We start from the raw sequence: 20,739 nt of genomic DNA on the forward strand, positions 1-20,739 counted from the left end.
AGGGTGTCGGTTACAACATGAAATATAATGAGAATTATTTTCATTCGTATCAAATAACGGCAAGAAGCAATGTCCAACAAAGCATCCTTTGGCCGCACCGGCCGGCTTACTCCCATCGCTCTGGCGCGGCTGGCTTTCAGCGCCTCCGTCACAGGGCAGACCGCGGACGGCGGCACGGCCACCGCCACGCTGGAGCAAGTCAATGTGCGCAGCAAGTACGAACGTGAAGACCTGCCGACCCGCGCGCCCGGCCACAAGGCCGCATCGGGCGCGCGCCTGGGCATCCTGGGCGCCACGTCCATCCTGGAGGCGCCCGTGCATGTCAACGCCTACACGCGCGAGCTGGCCGAGGACTGGTCGGCCCTCACGCTGCAGGACGTGCTGGAGAACGACTCGTCGGTCGTCTTCATCACCAACAAGAACCACCTGCTGCAGAACTTCAACCTGCGTGGCCTGGACATGAGCGCGATGGACATCGCCACCAACGGCCTGTACGGCATCGCCCCGGCCAATGCGGTGCCGGTGGAGATGTTCGAACGCATCGAGGTGCTGCGCGGCCCGAACGTGCTGCTCTCGGGTATGCCGCCCAACAACAGCGTGGCCGGCACCGTCAACATGGTCACCAAGCGCGCACTGGCGCAGCCCATCGCCGACCTGACGATGACCTACGCCACGCATTCATACCTGCAGGGCCATGCCGACGTGGGCAAGCGCTTCGGCGATGAAAAGCGCCTGGGTATCCGCTTCAACGGCGTCTATGGCAGCGGCGAGATGGGCGCCAAGGAAGAGGACCAGACCCGCCGCGTGGGGGCTCTGGCGCTGGACTACCTGGGCGACCGCGCGCGCTTCTCGCTGGACGTGTACAGCAGCGTCACCAAGATCGAGGGCGGCAGCCCGGGCATGTTCAACTTTCTGGGCAACGCCCAGATCCCCGGCGTGGGCCGCCTGCTGGCGCCGCCCGAGGGCGACACCAACATGTTCCGCGGCACGCACGGGCAGTACGACAACAGCGGCGCGCTGGCCCGCGCCGAGGTCGACTTCACGCCCGACTGGCAAGGGTACTTCGCGATAGGTGGCTCCGAGGCCGAGGGCAACGGCCTGCTGTTCGGCACGCGCGCCTTCGTCACCGGCGCGGACGGCACCACGCGCGGCGCGATCTACAACGTCCACACCGAATCCGAGCGCCGCACGGCCGAGACGGGCGTGATCGGCAAGTTCGACACCGGCAGCGTCAAGCACCGCCTGCAGCTTTCGGCCAATATCCTCAAGCACAAGGAAGGCACGGTCAACACCGCCTGCAACTACTGCTACACCACCAACATGTACAACCCCGTGGCGCCCACCTTTCCCGCAGCGCCCAAGTGGACCGGCTACACCACCGTGAACGACTACCGCTCGCTGGCCGTCGCCGACACCATGGCCTTTGCCCATGAAACCGTGCTGCTGACAGTGGGCGGGCGCCACCAGACCGTGAAGATGCCGCTGCAAAAATACAGCGAAAGCCGTTTCTCCCCCATGCTCGCCGCCGTGGTACGGCCCTGGGGGGATTCCCTCTCGCTCTTTGGCAATTACACCGAAGGCCTGGAGCCCGGCCAGATTGTTGGAGTGGGCTACGCCAACACGGGTGAGGCCCTGCCACCGAAGCAGACCAAGCAGTTCGAACTGGGCGTGAAGCTGCAGACGGGTGCGCTCACGCACACCGTCAGCGCCTATGAGATCAAGCGCCCCTCCTTCGTCACCAACAGTGCCAACCGCATGGTCGATGACGGCGAGCAGCGGCTGCGCGGCCTGGAGTGGAGCATGTACGGCATGTTGACCAAAGACCTGTCGCTGCTGGGCGGCGTTACCCACATCGAATCCGAGCAGCGCAACACCGGCCGCGATACCTACGGCACGCCTGAGCTGCGCGCGCGCATCGGCCTGGATTGGCAAACGCCCGTGCAAGGTCTGAAGGTGGGCGGCCGCGTGGTCCATACCAGCTCGCAGTGGGCGGATTCGGGCAACAAGCTGCGCGTGCCCTCCTGGAACCGCCTGGACCTGAATGCCAGCTACGCCACCAGGTTCGGCAGCATGCCCGTGCGTTTCAACGCCAGCGTGGAAAACGTGGCCGACAAGAAGTACTGGATCGGCATCTTCGGTGACGGCTTCGTGATGCCAGGCGCACCGCGCACCTTCAAAGTGTCTGCGACCGTGTCGTTCTGATGCTGGGGACAGGCCCGCCGAAGGTATGGCGCCTTTCAGCGTGGCCTGACTTTCGAAAGCACCGGCGAGGACCGCTTGTGGCGCGGCGGTGGGTCCTCGCCGGTACCGTCCGTCCGCGGCAACGGCAGGCGCTGGGCCGCGATGCCGCTCAGGAAGTCAAAGCACTTTGGTGAGCGTGACGATCACGCGCGACTTGTTGACGGGGCCGAAGAATTCTTTCTTGCTGGCGCCCGCCACCGCAGCGCCCAGCGACACACCTGAGCCGAAGTCGTAGGCACCGCCCACGCTGTAGTCCATGAAGTTGGGGGCCGTGATGTCGCCACCAAAGCGGGTGAAACCCACGGACGCCTTCAGCGTGATCTTGGGGGCCACTTCGTGCGCGAACGCCAGGTTCAGGTAGCCGGTGTTGCGGCCCTTGAAGCCGGGGCCGGCGTAGGCGAAGTAGTCCTTGGACAGTGTGTGCGAGTACCGGGCGGTCAGGGGGCCGAACGTGGCCGCGCCATAGACTTCGGTGGTGTTGCCGTTGCTGTTGCCGGGGTAGATGTAGGTCAGCACGCCCAGGTCCAGGTCCGCGTCGCCGGCCTTGAACTTGTAGCCCCCGTACACATCGGATTCGAGCGAGTTGCCCGACAGCCAGTCCACGCTGGAGTTCCAGTTGCCCACATAGAAGCCGGATTCACCAAAGGCATAGTCAAAGCCGCCTTGCAGCGCCGGCTTGACGGCCCTGGCCTTGGAGGTGTCCTGGTCCTGGCCACGGAACTTGTAGTTTGTGGTCAGGCTGACGTTGCCGGTGAGCTGGGCGCTGGCCAGCGCGGGAAGGGTGGCGAAGAGCGCAGTGGCGAGCACTTTGGAGCATGAGAAGGCCATGAAGGAAATCCTGCGGAAACAAACGAAGGTGCAAGCGTAGGAAAACGTGCATATAAAGTTCGTAAAGAATGCGGGCAAAGCCGTAAATGTTGCCGAGCGCCGACGGACGCCACGAATCGCCAACCACACACCGTGACGCGCTGGCAACATCGCCGGCATCCAGTGTTGCGTGAGGTGCTGTGATGTTGATCAACTGCGTCGTGTATGAGGATGGCACCAAGCTCGCCGACATTCCTGTCCGTGAGATCCGTGAGCACATATCGCTCCCCGGGTGCTTCGTGTGGGTGGCATTGCATGACCCCACCCCGGAAGAACTTGACGAGTTGCAAAAGGAGTTCGGCCTGCATCCCTTGGCGGTGGAAGATGCCCGCCATGGCCATCAGCGGCCCAAAGTCGAGGAATACGGGCCTTCTCTTTTTGTGGTTCTTCATCTCCTGGAGTCGGGTGGGGACCACGAGACCGTCACGAGGCTGGGCGAACTCAATGTGTTCGTGGGCAGTAACTATGTGGTGTCGGTGCGCAACCGCAGTGAGCGAGGCTTCTGGGATGTGCGGGAGCGTTGTGAGAGAGAGCCTGAACTCTTGCGCAGCGGGCCGGGATTTGTGCTGTATGCGCTGATGGACGCGGTGGTCGATCGCTACTTCCCGATCATCGATGCCCTCGAGGTGGAGCTTGAAACGACCGAGCAACAGATATTCACCAAGGGTGTCGCGCGGACCAGTATCCGGCGGCTCTATGAACTCAAGCAGCGCCTTACCCTGCTCAAGCACGCCGTTGCCCCGTTGCTGGAAGGTGCGGCCAAGCTGCACGGTGGCCGGGTGCCGCAAATCTGTGCTGGCTCTCAGGAGTATTTCCGCGATGTGGTGGACCACCTTGGCCGGATCAACACCTCCATCGACTCCATTCGCGACACGATCGGGATGGCAATCCATGTCAATCTGTCCATGGTCACCATCGAGGATGGCGAGGTCGTCAAGCGCCTGGCTGCGTGGGCCAGTCTGTTTGCCGTGTGCACGGCGTTCGCGGGAATCTGGGGCATGAATTTCGAGCACATGCCGGAGCTCAAGTGGCGCTACGGATACGCGGCTGCGATCGCCCTCATCGCCACCACCTGTTGCTATCTCTACTATCGCTTTCGCAAGGCGGGCTGGCTCTAGATAGCAGGTGCGGAGCCGTCCGGCGCGCGGGTTCCAGCAGCCAGGCGCCGGTAGATCGGTGGCCCTCGCAAGGGTCGCATTTTTACGCCGTTTTTACGGCGACCTCCCCAGTCTGTGCACACTTTTTACAGCGACATCCTGAGAATCAAACACACGTTTTGATGCAGGAGTTGTCGATGGACATGATCTGGATAGCCGCATTGGCGGCTCTGTGGGTGGCCATGGCCGAGGCCGTGGTTTTGCTGGGCAAATTCGGCCCGGCCAAGGGTGAGCGCGCATGATCGGCCTCGAAGTGCTTTATGGCTTTGGCGCGCTTGTGGCCATTGCCTTGCTGGCCTATCTCGTGTTCGCGCTGATCTGCGCGGAGGAGTTCTGACATGGAAACCTCTGCCTGGAGCCTGCTCGGGCTCTTTCTGGTTGCGCTTGGCGTCCTGGCATGGCCGTTGGGCAAATGGCTGGCCGCCCTGTGTGAGGGCCGGTTGCCTCGGTGGATGCATGTGGCCGAAAAACCGCTCTACAAGATGGCCGGGGTGGCTCCCGATCAGTCGATGCACTGGCACGGCTATGCGCTGGCACTGTTGGCGTTCAATGCCATCGGTGCATTGGCGGTGTATGGCCTGCAGCGCCTGCAGCACCTGCTGCCGCTCAATCCCCAGGGAATGGGGGCGGTGTCCGGCGACTCGTCGTTCAACACTGCCATCAGTTTTGTTGCCAATACCAACTGGCAGGGCTACGCGGGTGAATCCACGATGAGCTATCTCACGCAGATGCTTGGCCTTTCCGTTCAGAACTTCTTGTCAGCTGCCACCGGTATCGCCGTGGCGTTCGCGTTGGCCCGCGGCTTTGCGGCCCGGCGCACCGACGGACAGGGATATGTCGGAAACTTCTGGACCGACGTCACCCGGATCACGGCTTGGGTGCTTGTGCCGGCCTCCTTTGTGATCGCGCTCGTTCTGGTCGGGCAGGGCGTCATCCAGAATTTTGACGCCTACAAGGAGGTCGCAACCCTGGAGCAGACGGCCTATGAAGTGCCCAGGCTGGATGGTGCAGGCCAGCCCGTGACAGGTGCTGACGGAGCACCGGTCATGGAGGGCAAGACCAGCAAGACCCAGACGCTGGCCATGGGACCGGTGGCCTCGCAGGAGGCGATCAAGATGCTCGGCACGAACGGCGGCGGGTTCTTCAACGCCAACTCCGCCCATCCCTATGAGAACCCCACCGCCTTGACGAACTTCGTGCAAATGCTGGCGATCTTTCTGATTCCCGCGGCCTTGTGCTTCGCATTTGGCCGTGTTGTTGGCGACCAGCGCCAGGGCGTCGCGATCCTGGCGGCGATGACGGTGATGTTCGTCGTGGCCGTCGTGGCCGTTGTCGCGGCGGAACAGGCCGGCAATCCGCAATGGAGTGCGCTGGGGGTGGACCAATCCGTCAGCACCCTGCAATCGGGCGGGAACATGGAGGGCAAGGAAGTGCGGTTCGGAATCACCGCGTCAGCGCTTTTCGCGGCCGTGACCACCGCTGCCTCATGTGGCGCCGTGAACGCGATGCATGACTCGTTCACGCCTCTGGGAGGCATGGTGCCTCTGGTTCTCATGCAATTGGGCGAGGTCGTGTTTGGCGGCGTGGGCACCGGCCTCTATGGCATGCTGGTATTCGCCATCCTTGCCGTGTTCATGGCGGGTCTCATGATCGGCCGGACGCCCGAGTATTTGGGCAAGAAGATCGAGGTGCGCGAAATGAAGCTCACATCGGTCGCCATTCTGGTCACGCCGATCCTGGTGCTCGTGGGTACCGCGGTTGCCGTGAGTGCGGGCGCAGGACAGGCCGGCGTTGCCAACCCTGGCGCCCATGGGTTCTCCGAAATCCTCTATGCATTGACATCCGCCGCCAACAACAACGGCAGCGCGTTTGCGGGGCTGTCTGCCAATACGCCGTTCTACAACGTACTGCTGGGGCTGGCGATGTGGTTTGGCCGCTTTGGAGTGATCGTGCCCGTCCTGGCCATCGCTGGTTCGCTGGCCGCGAAGAAGCGCCTGCCGGTGACGGCGGGCACCATGCCCACCCATGGGCCGCTGTTCGTGGTTCTTCTCGTGGGGACCGTGCTTCTGGTGGGGCTTCTCAACTACGTGCCTGCCCTGGCTTTGGGTCCGATGGTCGAGCACCTGATGCTCTGGGCCAAGTGAGGTTTGCCGATGACTAAAAAGAATACTTCTACTTCTCTGCTGGATTCTGTCCTGATCCGGACAGCGTTCTGGGGGGCGCTGGCCAAGCTCAGCCCGCTGGTTCAATGGCGCAACCCGGTGATGTTCATCGTGTACATCGGCAGCATCTTCACCACGCTGCTGTGGCTGCATGCCCTCAATGCACCGGCGGATGCGAGCATGCGCCCGGGCTTCGTGCTGGCCATCACCGTCTGGCTCTGGTTTACGGTGCTGTTCGCCAACTTCGCCGAAGCGTTGGCCGAAGGCCGCAGCAAGGCCCAGGCAGCCTCCTTGCGTGGATTGCGCAAGGAAACCTGGGCCAAGAAACTCAAGGAGCCGGTCCATGGTTCCGCGTTCCTGCCGGAGCAGGCCACCAACTTGCGCCGCGGCGACGTGGTGCTGGTGGAGGCGGGCGATGTGATTCCGCTGGATGGTGAAGTGATCGAGGGCGTAGCCTCTGTCGACGAAAGTGCCATCACCGGCGAATCTGCGCCGGTGGTTCGCGAGTCCGGTGGGGACTTCTCCGCCGTGACGGGCGGCACCCGCGTGCTTTCCGATTGGCTCGTGGTGCGCGTGTCCGTGAATCCAGGCGAGTCTTTCCTGGACCGGATGATTGGAATGGTGGAGGCCGCCAAGCGGCAAAAGACGCCCAATGAGGTCGCCTTGACTATCTTGTTGGTGGCATTGACGATTGTGTTTCTGGTGGTCACCGTCACCCTGCTGCCTTTTTCGATCTTCAGCGTGCAGGCGTCAGCGGCTGGGACTGTCGTCTCTCTGACGGCCCTGGTGGCCCTGCTGGTGTGCCTCATCCCGACCACCATCGGTGGACTGCTGTCGGCCGTTGGCGTGGCTGGCATGAGCCGGATGATGCAGGCCAACGTGATTGCGACCTCGGGGCGGGCCGTGGAGGCCGCAGGAGATGTCGATGTGCTCCTGCTGGACAAGACCGGGACCATTACCCACGGGAATCGCCAAGCCAGTGCGTTCCTGCCCGCTCCAGGGGTTTCACCTGGCCGCCTGGCCCGCGCAGCCTTGCTGGCATCGCTTGCGGACGAGACGCCTGAAGGGCGCAGCATCGTCGAGCTGGCCCGCCGTTCGGGCACCCCCGACGAGAATCCGCAGGGCGTGCTGCTTGTGCCTTTCACTGCGCAGACGCGGATGAGCGGTGTCGACCTTCCTGCCGTCGAAGCGTCCGGGCAGACCGCAACCATGCTGCGCAAGGGAGCCGTGCAAGCCATTGCGCGGCATGTGGAAGCGCTGGGGGGCGCCATGCCACACGAAGTGGCGGCCGCCGCCGACCAGGTGGCGTACCGGGGAAGCACCCCCCTGGTGGTGACGGAAGGGCGTCAGGTGCTCGGTGTTGTGGAACTCAAGGATGTCGTGAAGGTCGGCATCAAGGAGCGCTTCGCCGAGCTGCGCCGCATGGGCATCCGCACCGTCATGATCACGGGTGACAACAAACTCACGGCAGCCTTCATTGCCGCGGAGGCCGGGGTCGATGACTTCCTGGCGGAGGCGACCCCGGAGGACAAACTGGCGCTGATCCGCAAGTACCAGTCGGAAGGACGACTGGTGGCCATGACCGGTGACGGCACCAACGATGCGCCGGCATTGGCGCAGGCCGATGTCGCCGTGGCGATGGGGAGCGGAACGCAAGCCGCCAAGGAAGCTGGCAACATGGTCGACCTGGACTCCAACCCGACAAAACTCCTGGAGGTCGTTGAGACTGGCAAGGCGCTCTTGATGACGCGAGGCTCTCTCACGACGTTCTCGATCGCGAACGACGTGGCGAAGTATTTCGCCATCATTCCGGCCATTTTCGTGTCGACCTATCCGCAGCTTTCCGCGCTCAACGTCATGCAGCTGGCGAGCCCGTCGTCTGCCATCTTGTCGGCCGTGATCTTCAATGCGCTGGTGATCGTCTTCCTGATCCCCCTGGCATTGCGAGGGGTGCGGTATCGCCCTGTGGGGGCGGCGGCCTTGCTGCGCCGCAACCTCGCGATCTATGGCCTCGGAGGTTTGATCGTGCCGTTTGTCGGCATCAAGCTGATTGACTGGATACTGGTGGCCATAGGGCTGATTTGAGGAACCTTCCATGAAAAACATTCTTCGCCCCGCACTTGTCGTGTTTGTAGCTCTCAGCGCGCTGACGGGCTTGCTGTACCCCTTGGCCGTTACCGGAGCGGCGCAGGCCGTTTTCCCCCACGAGGCTGCGGGAAGCCTTGTGCAGCGCAATGGCCAGGCCGTTGGCTCTTCGTCGATCGGCCAGAATTTCACGGATCCCGCGCATTTCTGGGGGCGTCCGTCGGCCACGGCGCCCATGCCCTACAACGCGGTGGCGTCGGGAGGCTCCAACCAGGGGCCCCTCAATCCGGCGTTGAACGATGCGGTCAAGGCCCGCGTGGAGGCATTGCGCGCGGCCGACCCCGGCAATCTGGCGCCAGTGCCCGTGGACCTGGTGACGGCGTCCGCCAGCGGTCTGGATCCGCATATCAGCGTCGCGGCGGCACAGTACCAAGCCGCCCGCGTGGCGCGGGCCCGCCACGTCCCCGTGGCGAGCGTGAATGCCCTTGTCGACAAGCTCACCGAAAAACCGCTCCTGGGCCTGCTTGGCGAACCCAGGGTGAACGTACTGGCACTGAATCTTGCCTTGAATGATGCACGGTAGCACCGCATCCCGCCTTTTGCCATTCTTGCCCATGGGGCCCGCTTGGAGCCAGGCACGCCATGGCTGACATGCAGCGCCCAGACCCCGATGCGTTGATCGCGCAACTGCGCGCGCAGGAGGAGCAGACCACGCGCGGCAAGCTGCGCATCTACTTCGGCGCCAATGCAGGGGTGGGCAAGACCTGGGCCATGCTCAGTGCGGCGCAGCGGGAGCGTGGCGCTGGCCGCGACGTTCTGATCGGGGTCGTGGAAACCCATGGCAGAGCCGAGACGGCGGCCTTGCTCGCGGGATTGGATGCATTGCCCCTCAAGGAGGTGGAGTACCGTGGCCGGCTGCTCCTTGAGTTTGATCTGGACGCGGCCCTTGCACGCAAGCCGGCCATCCTCCTGGTGGATGAGCTTGCCCACTCCAACGTGCAGGGATCCCGCCATGCCAAGCGCTGGCAGGATGTCCAGGAACTGCTCGCCGCGGGCATCGATGTGTGGACTGCGCTCAATGTCCAGCATCTGGAGAGCCTCAATGGGACCGTGGGTGCGATCACGGGGATCAGGGTCCATGAGACGGTGCCCGACACCGTGCTGGACGACGCGGACGAAGTGGTGCTTGTCGACGCCACCCCCGATGAACTGATATCCCGCCTGAGTGCAGGGAAGGTGTATGTCCCCCAGCAGGCTGAGCGTGCGGCCCAGAGCTTCTTCCGCAAGGGCAACCTGATTGCCCTGCGCGAAATCGCACTGCGCCGCACCGCTGAGCATGTGGAGGACGACGTCCTGGGATGGCGGATCGAACAGTCAGGCACTCCCGGCGAGTGCGTGTCTGCCGCTTGGAACACCTCGGGCAGCATACTGGCGTGTGTCGGGCCGAACGAAGATGCCGCGCAGACCGTGCGCGCGGCCGCGCGCCTGGCAGGGCAGCTCAATGTGAAGTGGCATGCCGCATACGTGGAGACACCGCGCCTGCAGAGGCTGGACGCACCGCAGCGCGACAGGATTCTGGCCGTGCTGCAACTGGCGCAGGAGCTGGGCGCCGAGACGGCGGTGCTGACGGGCGACCACGTTGCGCCGGCCCTGGCTGCACAGGCGCTTCACCTCAATTGCGCCACCCTGGTCCTGGGTCGTCCTGCGCTGCGGCGCTGGTGGCAGAAGTGGCCTTCGACCAGGGAGGTGGGCCGGGAAATCGCGGGACTTGCCCCCTCGCTTGATATCGTGGAAACGGCGCGCGCGGGTAGTTCGAGGCGGTTGCCGCAGGCACTCTGGAGCCACAAAGTCGGCGTTGAGGCCAGGGAAACCGACGAGGCCGCACACCCGCGCTGGCAGGGCTTCCTCTGGGCGCTCGGTGCAAGCATTGCGGTCACGTTGATGGCGACTCTGTTGCACGGCGTCCTGGAGTTGACCAACATCGTGATGCTGTACCTGGTCGGCGTTGTCGGGGTCGCCATGCGATTCGGGCGCGTGCCTGCGGCGATGGCCGCACTGCTCAATGTGCTGGCCTTCGATTTCTTCTTCGTATCACCGCGGCTGTCTTTCGCGGTCAGCGACGTGCAGTACGTGGTCACTTTTGCCGTGATGCTGGGGGTGGGACTTCTGGTGGGGCAGCTCACAGCCGGCCTCAGGTTCGCGGCCGGAGTGTCCAACAGCCGGGAGCGCCGGGCCCAATCGCTGTTCGAGCTTGCGCGCGAGCTGTCGGCGGCCCTGGAGACGAGCCAGGTCATCGAGATCGGCGCGGCGGCTGTGCAGGGGCATTTTGGCGGCAGGGCGGTGGTGGTTGCATTGGACGCGTCGGACCGCCTTCACTACCCCGATGATCTGCCGCAGGAATTTGACAAAAGTGTGGCCGACTGGACCTTGCGGCAAGGACAGAGCGCGGGGCTGGCCACGAGCACTCTGGCGGCGCAGGCATGGCGCTATGTCCCCCTCAAGGCGCCCATGAGGGTGCGCGGTGTGCTGGCACTGGAGCCCGCGCACCCAAGGTGGCTGCTGATTCCGGAGCAGGCTCAGCAACTCGATACCCTGGCCCGGCAGATCGCCATCGCGCTCGAACGTGTGCACTACGTCCACATCGCGCAAAAGGCGGTGGTGGACATGGAGTCCGAGCGGCTGCGCAATGCCTTGCTGGGCGCTGTCTCCCATGACGTGAGAACACCGCTGACGGCGCTGATCACGCTGGCCGAATCGCTCAAGGGGTTGCCGGCGGAGGAGCACGATGCCGTGGCACAAGCCATCGTGCATCAGGCGCACCAGCTCAACGCGCTGGTCAGCAACCTGCTGGACATGGCCAGGCTGGAAAGTGATGTTTCGGGACAAAGTGTCCACTTGCGGCGTGACTGGCAGTCGGTCGAGGAAGTCGTGGGCGCCTCGATACGCGCCGCCAAGCCCGCGCTGAAGGAGTTGACCGTTCGCACGGAAATCCCCGCCCATTTGCCGCTGGTGGAGTTCGATCCTGTCCTCATTGAGCGCGTGCTGGTGAATTTGCTTGAGAATGCCGCCAAGTACGGCGCACCGCCCGTTGTCATCAAGGCGTTTGCGACAGAAGGGAGTCTGGTGTTGACCGTGACGGACCACGGGCCTGGCCTGCCACCCTCTGTGCGTGGCAAGGAACACCTGCTGTTCGAGAAATTCACCCGGGGACAGGCTGAATCGGCGACACCGGGCGTGGGCCTGGGGTTGGCGATCTGCAAGGCGGTGGTGCACGCGCACGGCGGAACGATCTCCGCTGCCAGCGCAACCGGGGGCGGGGCGGAATTCACCATCACGCTCCCGCGCCGAGAGCCTCCCCCCGATCCCGATTTGGAAGATATGGAGCGGGGCGTTGCCGCCCCGGGATACGATGCAAATACGTACCGTGCTGGTGGTTGAGGATGAGCCGCAGATCCGGCGCTTCGTTCGCAGTGCGCTCGAAGCAGAAGGATGGCAGGTTCATGAAGCCGCGACGGTGCGCGAAGGACTGTCTGCGGCGGGTACCCGCCAGCCCGATCTGCTGGTGCTGGACCTGGGGTTGCCTGACGGCGATGGCATTGACCTGATCCGCGACGTGCGGGGCTGGTCCGCCGTGCCGATCATCGTCCTGTCTGCGCGCACCGATGAGGCCGACAAGGTCTCCGCACTCGACGCTGGAGCGGATGACTATCTCACCAAGCCCTTTGGTACGGGGGAGCTTCTGGCGCGCGTGCGTGCCAATCTTCGCCGCCCGCGTGCGGCGACAGGAAATGGGCTCACCGTGGATGGGGTGGAGCCAGCCTTTCATTTTGGCGACGTGGAGGTGGACCGAAGCGCTCGGCTGGTACGCAAGGGCGGGGTTGAAGTCCACCTGACGCCGACCGAGTACCGCATGCTGTCGGTGCTGGTCGCCAATTCGGGAAGGGTTATCACCCAGAAACAGCTGCTCCGTGAAGTGTGGGGGCCGATGCGGTCGGACCAGAGCCACTACCTGCGCATCTACATGGGGCATCTCAGGCAGAAGCTCGAGGCAGATCCGGCGCAGCCTCGTCATCTGCTGACCGAATCGGGAGTGGGGTACCGACTCGCGGTGTGACTCCACAAGCGATGAACTCCAGGGCTGCAGCGGTGCGCCCGGCGCGTTTCCCCCATTGCGTGATGTGGCCGCGGAATTTGACAACGAATTGACGGCTGGCCCCCCAGTTTTTACGAACGATTTACACCAGTCTTTCTAGACTGGGTGCATGTTCAACAGATGCCACTGCCCCTTTTTTTGAAGGTGGCCCCGTGGCGAAAGACATGCTGCAAACATATGCAGGGATCAGCCTGCACCGGGTGGCCATGCTGCCCTTCCCCGGGGAGTGCGATGGTCCGGCCTCTCTGGTGGCGCTGCCCCTGGTCGCTTCATGCACCGACGCACAGGCCTTGCGAAAGACACTTCATTCGGCTCTGGGCGCCCGGTTGCGGGGGTACCGAATGTGTCTGGACAGGCCCCGCGAGCGGGCAAGTCTCAGCTTGCTTGTGCAACGCAAGGATGTATTGCACACCGTGTGCTGCGTGATGCGCGTGTTGCCGCACGCCGAGTTTGGCCGCGTGGTGAAAGTCGCTGGTGCTGAGGAATTCCCGTGCCATTGACATCGCTCCGCATCCAGTGGGCCCCATCCATGGGAGCGTGGCTGTTGGATCGCAGGCGTTGCGATCCCGGAAGGTCGATCCATGGATGACTGGGTGCATGTGTTGCTGGCGCTGCTGGTACTGTTGGTTCCGATCGGCGTCGCGTGGATGGCATTGAAGCTATCTGACCGGGGCGCGCGCAAATCCGGGCGCGGTCTTCGATGAAGCCGTCTGCCCATCGGAGCAAGGTGGAGCCGGCGAACCGTGGCGATCTGGCCGCGCTGGATCGGCTGGAGCGCGCGGCTTTCGAGAACGACAGAATCTCGTTCAGAAGTTGGCAACGCATGCTGGCCAGCCCGTCGGCCCGCGTTCTCGTGTGCAGATCGAGCGAAGTCTTGGAGGGGGCCTGCGTGGTATTGCGCCGCAAGGGATCCTCTGTAGCTCGCCTGTACTCGATCGCTGTGGCGTCTGCCGCACGGGGTTCCGGCATGGCCGCTGAACTTTTGACCGCGGCGATCAGGGACGCGCGAGAAGCCGGGTGCGCGGTTTTGAGGCTGGAGAGCAGGACTTCCAATGTCTGCGCACACCGCCTGTTCCTTCGCCATGGATTCGTGGGGATGGGCCGCAAGCTTGCCTACTACGGCGATGGCGAAGCCGCTTTGTGCTTTCAGAAGGATCTCTTCGACGACGCGCGGGCGCGAGAAGGGAACGCCTCTCGGGTGCGGCACTACGCCCAGACGCTGGATTTCACCTGTGGGCCCTGCGCATTGCTGATGGCCATGTCTGCCGTGGACCCGTCCATCCCTGTCAATCAAGCCGCCGAAATCCGCCTATGGCGTGAGGCCACAACGGTCTTTATGGCGGCGGGCCATGGTGGGTGTGGTCCTTTCGGACTTGCGCATGCGGCATTGCGCCGCGGCTTTGACGTGTCGGTCTATGCAGCGGCTGGCGCATCACTCTTCATGGACAGTGTGCGCGACCCTCTCAAGAAAGACGTCATCCAGCTGGTGGAAAACGACTTCCGGTTGGAACTGGAGGCTCACCGCGTTCCTGTCCATGCCCGGCCCGTCTCTCCCGAAAGCGTGATTGAGCAATTGCGCATGGGAAGCCTGCCCATTGTCCTCATCAGTCTGTGGCGGCTTCACCGGGAGAAAACGCCACATTGGGTGGTAATCACCGGCTTTGACGGCGCGGTTTTTCGCCTTCTGGACCCTATGGCGCGTTCCAGTGACCCGGATGGCGGAGTGTCCATCAGCTTTGGTGAATTCAAGAAGATCGCCAAATACGGGCGCCGCAGGCGCACTGCCGCGGTCGTCATCTCCGGAAAGAAATAAATTGTCTTCAGAACATGTGATCGTGGTGGAGAAGCTCGCAGACTTTCGATGGAGCGAGCCCGAGATCAGAGTCATCACCGCCGATCAATTCGTCGCGGAGGAGCCGGATGCCCGGGGGCGCTTTCGCAAGGTCACGAACCTTTGCCGGACTTATGGCTACCTCAGCATGGGCTACTACTGCTCCCTGCTGGCGGAGGCGCGTGGCGACCGGGTCACCCCCAGCGTGGACACCATACTCAGCCTTCAGCGCAAGCGAATGCAGCCTGATGAAGCGTTCGTGCAGCTCAATAGACTGGTCGGTCCGCTGAAGGAAATCCCCGGCTCCGTGAATACGCTGACCTTGCATGTGTTCTTCGGGGTCATGGAGGACCCCGTGCTGGCGCCGCTGGCTCGAAAGAGCTTTGAACTGTTCCGTTGTCCATTGATGGAGATCACCCTCGAACGGCAGGAGCAGTCCGCAAACTGGCAGCTCGGCGGAATACAGGCGTTGGACCTTCGCGATGTCGAGCCTGCGCGCGATGAGGTCTTTGTTCGAGCGCTCCGCCAGTACACGCGGCGCAGCTGGCGCCCCATGGTCGCCATGCCCCTGCCCCGGATGGACCTCGCGGTCCTGCACGATCCGGATGACCCGCTTCCTCCGTCCAGTCTCAGGACGCTCAAGAAGTTGGTTGATGTGGGGCAGGACATGGGAATTGCGGTGGAGCTTATCGAGAAGAAGGACTTCTCCCGCCTGACCCAGTTCGATGCGCTGTTCATTCGGGAAACCACCGCGGTGACGCACCATACCTTTCAGTTTGCGAGAAAGGCTGTCGCCGAGGGCATGCCGGTCATAGACGACCCCGTGTCCATCCTGCGCTGCACGAACAAAGCCTTTTTGGCGGAGCTTCTGCGCGAGCATGCCATTGCCACACCGGTGACGCGCATGGCCAGCCGGCGCACGCTGGCCGGCATGGAGCACACGCTGGACTACCCCGTGGTGGTGAAAGTACCGGATGGTGCGTTCAGCCGCAGTGTCAAGAAGGCGGAGAGCTTTGAGCATCTCCAGGACATTGCGAAAGGCATGCTCAGGGAATCGGAAATCATCCTGCTGCAGGAGTACATGTACACAGACTTTGACTGGCGCGTCGGGGTTCTGGCGGGGCAAGCGGTCTTCGCGGCGAAGTACTTCATGTGCAATGGGCACTGGCAGATACTGCAGCACACAGCAAATGGCAAGTACACGGAGGGGCGGGTGCAGGGTGTGCCGCTGCAAGATGTGCCTACAGAGGTGCTGGCGGCAGCCGTCAACTCCGCGCGCCTGGTTGGCAATGGATTTTATGGGGTGGACATCAAGGCCACGGCTTCTGGTGTCTATGTCATCGAGATCAACGACAACCCCAATCTCGATGTTGGCATGGAAGATGCGGCATTGGGCGACAAGCTGTATTCCACTTTGCTCTCGCACTTCCTGCTGCAGGTGGAACGCCGATTCACATCCACTGCGCAGCGTGGCAGCGCGTCTCGTTTGCAACCTGACGCGGTGACGCCTGGGTAGTTCGACGCGGAAACATTTGACGGCTTTTTTACGGATGACGGACCTGCTCGGAAATGGGCCGATCGCCGATGCGATGGACCCATCCTCCGCTGTTTTGGTTAGCATGGTTTCCGAAGCCCGGTTTTCGGCAGGTCGCGAGGAAATCCGGGATTGATTTTCTGGCTGCACCACGTGAAATGGGCGCTGGCGCCCACGCCATGTCGGCTGAATGAACCGCCAGTCGGCGCACGGTGCCCACGCCGCAAGTGTTTTGCTCGGCATCACGAACCAGACGAAAGGCCACCCCATGTCCGTTGAGTCCCATCCTGCCTGCGTGCGAGAGTTCCGCCAGGTCCTGTTGTGGCCCTTGCGACTGATGCCGGTGCGTGGCTCCGAGGGGCGGCACGCCAAGCCCTGGCAGGTGCTGGCGGACATGGGCGAGGCGTCGCCCTGGCGCGAGGTGGTGGATGAATTCACGGGCGACAGCGATCGTTTTCACGAGCGCCACTACAACGAGTTCGTGACCTTCTTGCCCTACGTGCAGCGCTTCCTGTACGGCGAGGGGCGCAGCCAGAAAGGCAGCAGCGCCGCAGGTTCACCGATGCGGGTGTTCCGGCGCAGCGACGTCAGTGCCGTGCGGGCGTGCTGCACCCCGGTGCGCCGCCGATCACGCTCGACATCGTCCATGTGGACCTTTACTTTTTCCTCGACCTGGATCTGGTGCTGCTCAATGTCGAGGTCAGCGCCCGCGACCTGGCGCTGGCCCAGGCACAGGAGCTGCTGTACCGCTTTGGCCGCGGCTACCCCGCCGGCTGGGACGCCAACGGCCATGCGCAGCACTGCCTGTACAGCGCCGAGTGGCTGGACGCCGCCGGGCAGGTGCTGGCCCAGTCCGATGCCAACCAGCGTGACCTCTTCATGGCCCATGTCAGCAGCCACCGTGCTCCGCGCATCGCGGCCCACTGGGCCTGGCTGCTGGAGCCCCTGGTGAGCGACCATTCCGAGCGCAGTGGGCCTCTGCGCTACCGCCAGATCGAGTACTACCGCATGCCGCAACTGGCCTTTCTGGCGTTGGACAACCCGCGCGCACTGAGCCGCAGCGACTTCGTTCGCCTCGGCCTGGTGACCGGGGCGGCCACCTCCAGCGACGACGCCAGCCTGCCCTATGCCGAAGAGCATCTGGCCGACTTCGAAAATCGGTTTTGTTACGACCGATTCTGGAGCCACAGTGGCGCGGCTCCCAACACGCGGTATCTTTGCAGCGGCCATTCGCTGCTGGTGCTGGGCGATGCCCACAGCCCGTTTTTTGTCTGCCGCGACCGGGGGGTGCTGGCGCAGTTCCGGCACCAGCATTTCTTGTTGTTCCTGATCGCGCATTTTCAGAAAGCGGCGCTGCTGATGTTCTCGGACCGGCTGGCCGAGGCACTGAAAAACCTGGACATTGCCGACGCCGCCAGCGTGCGCCGCTTCAAGCGCACGATCCGTGACAGCTTTGCCGGCTTTCTGCGCTTCACGCACCGCTACTGGTTCCACGAGGTGTCCGAACAGGCCCAGGTGCGTGCCCTGTTCCGCATGTGCGCCAACCACCTCGGGCTGGACCCGCTGTACACGGAGGTCAAGGAGCGCATTGGCGAAATGAACCAGTACCTGGACGCGGACAGCCTGCGCCGCCAGGCCAACACCGTCGTCAGGCTGACGGTCGTGACCATCTTTGGCCTGATCGGCACCGTGACCACGGGCTTCCTGGGCATGAATTTGCTGGCCGAGGCCGATGCTCCCCCGGGCCGCAAGCTGGGGATTTTTGCCGTCGTGTTTGCCTTGACCACCTTGCTGACGGTTTACACCATGGTCAAGTCCAAACGCCTGTCGGACTTTCTGGACGTGCTTTCGGACGAACGCGCCAGTGCCTGGCAGAAAGTCAAGGCGCTGGGGCTGGTGTGGCGGCGCACAGGAGAATGAGGCGTGCTGCCCATGCCCCTGCTGGCCGTTCATCGCCGAGTTTTGATCAGGCAGTGACTGTTGTCGCCGATGGCACCCATCCGTTGGAAAATCGCGCGTGACGGCAGTCGCTGTGTGGCCTACAGCGGTCATCCACCTTCGATGCAGTGACAGGCATGCACGCAAGATTCAGTTGCGCCGTCCTGCCGCCCGCTGTGCCTGCAATGTCGATTCGGCCCTGCTATGCGCAGGTTTCGAACGCCGTGCGGCCAGACAACAGCCAGTTCTTTGCCCGAGCCGGAGGCGGCAGGCGCAGGCAGGCAGCCAGGTCGCTTGCAAGCTTTTTGTGCGAGGAGGATAATTCGCTCTTATGAAAATTCTCACCAACGTGATCAAGGCATCGTTCGCCCCCTAGTTGCGCCCCTCGATCGCGTGTCGGAGGGCTGTGCGCCTTCCGGTCCATAAAACCCCGGCAGGCTCCACCTCCGGGGTTTTTGTTTTTTCAGACTTTCTCACCACCCAATCTATGCGTACCTACGACAAGTTGATTGCCACGATTCCCGGCCGCCGGAGCTTGAGTTCCGTGCGCCCGGGCTTCGGCGACAGCACAACACCCATTCAACGCTAGCCTGAAGGCGAATCCATCTCGCCTGGGCTGGCAGATAGCCAACCAGGCGGCAGCTGCTCGCAGAGCCGGGCGCAACCGCAAGAGATTGAAAGATTCGCCATGAGAAATTCACGCAACACCAGCAATGCCCATCTGCGCAACCTCGGCGTCATTGCCCACGTCGACGCGGGCAAGACCACGACCACCGAACGCATCCTGTTCTACACGGGCGAGAGCCATCGCATCGGCGAAGTGCACGACGGCACGGCGCACATGGACTTCGATCCGCAGGAGCAACAGCGCGGCATCACCATCAACAGCGCGGCCGTCACCGTGCACTGGAAGGGCACGCAGCTCAACCTGATCGACACGCCCGGCCACATCGATTTCAACATCGAGGTGAACCGCTCGCTGCGCGTGCTCGACGGTGCGGTCGTCGTGTTCGACGGCGTGGCCGGTGTGGAGCCGCAGACCGAGACCAACTGGCGCCTAGCCGACAAGTACCGCGTGCCGCGCATCGCCTTCATCAACAAGCTCGACCGCGTGGGCGCCGACTTCCACCGCGTGGTGGCCATGATGGAAGAGCGCCTGGGCGTGCGCGTGGTGCCGCTGCAGATCCCCATCGGTGCGGAAGGCGACTTCCGCGGCGTGGTGGACTTGCTGAGCCTGCGCGCCCGCATCTGGGACAAGGACGACGCGAGTGCGCCCTACCGCGAAGCCGACGTGCCCGCCGAGCTGCTCGAGCAAGCCGTGCGCGCACGCGCCCGCCTGGTAGAGGCCGCCGTGGAGCAGGACGAAGCCGCGCTGCAGGCCTACGTGAACGGCGAAGAGATCGCTGTGGATGTGCTGCGTGCCGCCATCCGCAAGGGCGTGCTGGCCGGCGCCTTCGTGCCCGCGCTGGCCGGCTCGGCCTTCAAGAACCGCGGCGTGGAGCCTTTGCTCGACGCCGTGGTGGACTACTTGCCCTCTCCGGACGACATCGTGCGCGAAGGCGGCGAGACCGCTGCGGACCCGTTCAAGGCCCTGGCGTTCAAGGTCGTCACCGACGACCACGGCGCCAAGGTGTTCGTGCGCGTGTACAGCGGCCGTCTGGGCCGGGGCGACGTGGTGCTCAACACCAGCACGGGCAAGACCGAGCGCGTGTCGCGCCTGTACGAAGTGCATGCCGACAAGCACATCGAGCGCGACGAGCTGGTGGCGGGCGACATCGCCGCCGTCGTGGGCCTCAAGGACACGCTGACGGGGCACACGCTGAGCGACCCGGCCCACCCCGTGGTGCTGGAGCAGATCAGCGTGCCCGAGCCGGTGATCCATGTGGCCATCGAGCCCAAGGCGAGCGCGGACCAGCAAGGCCTGTCCAAGGCCCTGCAGTCCCTGCTGCGCGAAGACCCGAGCCTGCGCCTGCAGCACGATGCCGAATCCGGCCAGACCATTCTGTCCGGCATGGGCGAGCTGCAGCTCGAGGTCTCGATCGAGAAGCTGCGCGCACGCCACGGCGTCAACGTGTCGGTCGGCCGCCCCCAGGTGGCCTACCGTGAAACCATTTCGAAGAGTGTGGAGGTACACCATGTGCACAAGAAGCAATCGGGCGGCCCCGGCCAGTTCGCCGAGGTGAGGTTGCTGCTCGAACCCCTGCCCAGGGGCGAAGGCATCCGCTTTGACAACCGCATCGTGGGCGGCGCCGTGCCGCGCGAGTTCATCCCTGGGGTGGAGGCCGGCATCCGCCGCGCCGCCCTCACGGGCGTGGTGGCCGGCTTCCCCGCCGTGGACTTCGCGGCCACGCTGGTGGACGGCAGCTTCCACGAGCGCGACTCGTCCACGCTGGCCTTCGAGCTGGCGGCCATGGCCGCCTTCCGCGAAGGTTTTGCGAAAGCGGCACCCCAGGTGCTGGAGCCCGTGATGGCCGTGGAGGTCATCACCCCGGCCGAGTACCTGGGCGACAGCATTGGCGACCTGAACCGCCGTCGCGGCATCGTGCGCGGCCAGGGCCAGCGCGGCAACGCCGCCACGGTCGAGGCCGAGGTACCGCTGAAAGAGATGTTCGGCTACATCGGCAGCCTGCGCGCCTTGTCTTCGGGCCGCGCGCAGTACTCGATGCAGCTGGACCACTATGGGGTGGTGCCTGCGGGGGAGATGGCTGCGTTGGTGCCGTGAATTGAATCAGCGCGATAGGCCGGAATCGATGGCCTGGCAGCGCAAGATG

General features: G+C 63.8%; 14 protein-coding genes and 1 pseudogene. 14 read left to right on the forward strand and 1 reads right to left on the reverse strand.

The window, feature by feature from the left end; translation table 11 throughout:
• Window positions 1–69: 69 nt before the first annotated feature.
• Window positions 70–2,202: a TonB-dependent receptor gene (locus AC07OD_RS10430; protein ID WP_494596493.1), complete on the forward strand. Its 2,133-nt coding sequence runs from the start codon at window positions 70–72 to the stop codon at window positions 2,200–2,202.
• Between the two features lie 156 nt (window positions 2,203–2,358).
• On the opposite strand, the gene AC07OD_RS10435 is transcribed toward AC07OD_RS10430, so the two are convergent.
• The gene (locus tag AC07OD_RS10435) at window positions 2,359–3,069 is read right to left on the reverse strand and encodes a TorF family putative porin (RefSeq protein ID WP_494596495.1); all 711 of its coding nucleotides are present in this window, start codon (window positions 3,067–3,069) and stop codon (window positions 2,359–2,361) included.
• 182 nt (window positions 3,070–3,251) lie between these two features.
• On the opposite strand from AC07OD_RS10435, the gene AC07OD_RS10440 reads away from it, so the two are divergent.
• From AC07OD_RS10440 to fusA, 13 genes and pseudogenes are all read left to right on the forward strand, one after another.
• Window positions 3,252–4,226 (forward strand): magnesium and cobalt transport protein CorA, encoded by a 975-nt coding sequence (locus AC07OD_RS10440; RefSeq protein WP_494596496.1) that lies wholly within the window; start codon window positions 3,252–3,254, stop codon window positions 4,224–4,226.
• A gap of 277 nt (window positions 4,227–4,503) precedes the next feature.
• Window positions 4,504–4,602, forward strand: coding sequence for a K(+)-transporting ATPase subunit F (gene kdpF / locus AC07OD_RS10445; RefSeq protein ID WP_218296189.1), 99 nt, complete (start codon window positions 4,504–4,506; stop codon window positions 4,600–4,602).
• Between the two features lies 1 nt (window position 4,603).
• Window positions 4,604–6,409: a potassium-transporting ATPase subunit KdpA gene (gene kdpA, locus AC07OD_RS10450; protein WP_218296188.1), complete on the forward strand. Its 1,806-nt coding sequence runs from the start codon at window positions 4,604–4,606 to the stop codon at window positions 6,407–6,409.
• Window positions 6,410–6,418: 9 nt separating this feature from the next.
• Window positions 6,419–8,512 carry a potassium-transporting ATPase subunit KdpB gene (gene kdpB, locus AC07OD_RS10455; RefSeq protein ID WP_494596499.1) on the forward strand — a complete coding sequence of 698 codons (2,094 nt, stop codon included), beginning with the start codon at window positions 6,419–6,421 and terminating at the stop codon, window positions 8,510–8,512.
• 10 nt (window positions 8,513–8,522) lie between these two features.
• Window positions 8,523–9,095 (forward strand): potassium-transporting ATPase subunit KdpC, encoded by a 573-nt coding sequence (gene kdpC, locus AC07OD_RS10460; protein WP_218296186.1) that lies wholly within the window; start codon window positions 8,523–8,525, stop codon window positions 9,093–9,095.
• Window positions 9,096–9,154: 59 nt separating this feature from the next.
• A complete protein-coding gene (locus AC07OD_RS10465; RefSeq protein WP_494596501.1) occupies window positions 9,155–11,950 on the forward strand; it encodes a DUF4118 domain-containing protein in 2,796 nt (931 codons plus the stop codon).
• Window positions 11,922–12,626, forward strand: a complete 705-nt coding sequence (gene kdpE / locus AC07OD_RS10470) for a two-component system response regulator KdpE (protein WP_255591049.1) — start codon at window positions 11,922–11,924, stop codon at window positions 12,624–12,626. Before AC07OD_RS10465 ends, kdpE begins: the two co-directional genes overlap by 29 nt.
• A gap of 191 nt (window positions 12,627–12,817) precedes the next feature.
• Window positions 12,818–13,165, forward strand: coding sequence for a hypothetical protein (locus AC07OD_RS10475; protein WP_494596503.1), 348 nt, complete (start codon window positions 12,818–12,820; stop codon window positions 13,163–13,165).
• 81 nt (window positions 13,166–13,246) lie between these two features.
• Window positions 13,247–13,369 carry a hypothetical protein gene (locus AC07OD_RS10480; RefSeq protein ID WP_494596505.1) on the forward strand — a complete coding sequence of 41 codons (123 nt, stop codon included), beginning with the start codon at window positions 13,247–13,249 and terminating at the stop codon, window positions 13,367–13,369.
• Window positions 13,366–14,478, forward strand: a complete 1,113-nt coding sequence (locus AC07OD_RS10485; RefSeq protein ID WP_494596507.1) for a GNAT family N-acetyltransferase/peptidase C39 family protein — start codon at window positions 13,366–13,368, stop codon at window positions 14,476–14,478. Before AC07OD_RS10480 ends, AC07OD_RS10485 begins: the two co-directional genes overlap by 4 nt.
• Window position 14,479: 1 nt before the next feature.
• On the forward strand, window positions 14,480–16,012 hold the full coding sequence (locus AC07OD_RS10490; protein WP_494596509.1) for a RimK family ATP-grasp domain-containing protein: 1,533 nt from the start codon (window positions 14,480–14,482) through the stop codon (window positions 16,010–16,012).
• 286 nt (window positions 16,013–16,298) lie between these two features.
• Window positions 16,299–17,950, forward strand: a pseudogene (locus AC07OD_RS10495) (hypothetical protein).
• A 706-nt stretch (window positions 17,951–18,656) separates the two neighbouring features.
• Window positions 18,657–20,690: an elongation factor G gene (gene fusA, locus AC07OD_RS10500; protein WP_218339779.1), complete on the forward strand. Its 2,034-nt coding sequence runs from the start codon at window positions 18,657–18,659 to the stop codon at window positions 20,688–20,690.
• The last annotated feature ends 49 nt before the right edge of the window (window positions 20,691–20,739 follow it).

The organism is Acidovorax sp. GW821-FHT10E03 (genome assembly GCF_059415205.1).